Source organism: Streptomyces sp. SID11385 (genome assembly GCF_010548245.1).
Lineage (GTDB): Bacteria > Actinomycetota > Actinomycetes > Streptomycetales > Streptomycetaceae > Streptomyces.
This window is the reverse complement of sequence record NZ_JAAGLR010000931.1, coordinates 1-287: the sequence shown is the minus strand read 5'-3', so window position 1 is coordinate 287 and position 287 is coordinate 1. Positions and strand designations below refer to the sequence as shown.

Below are 287 nucleotides of genomic sequence, written 5' to 3'. Positions count from 1 at the left end.
AACGCCCGGGTTGCGGCGTACGGCGATGTCCCGCATGTCCGCGGAGATCTCCACGCCCTCGACGGTGTCGAAAGCCCGGGTGAGGTGTTCCAGGTGGAGGCCGGTGCCGCAGGCCACGTCGAGGAGGCTGTGGGCGCCGGGCGCGCGGGAGGTGATCAGGGCGGCCAGGTCGGCCGCCTCGCTCGCGTAGTCCTTGCCCTTGCCCTGGTGGACCAGGTCGTAGAGGCGGGCTATGCCGTCCGCGTAGCCGCTGTCCGCGGGGGCTTCGGTGGTGGTGGTCACGTCGT

At 71.8% G+C, this 287-nt stretch carries 1 protein-coding gene; it reads right to left on the bottom strand.

What is annotated here, in order from left to right:
• Positions 1-287: class I SAM-dependent methyltransferase (locus tag G3I42_RS28280; RefSeq protein WP_203607469.1), on the bottom strand; the 287-nt coding region annotated here is incomplete at both ends.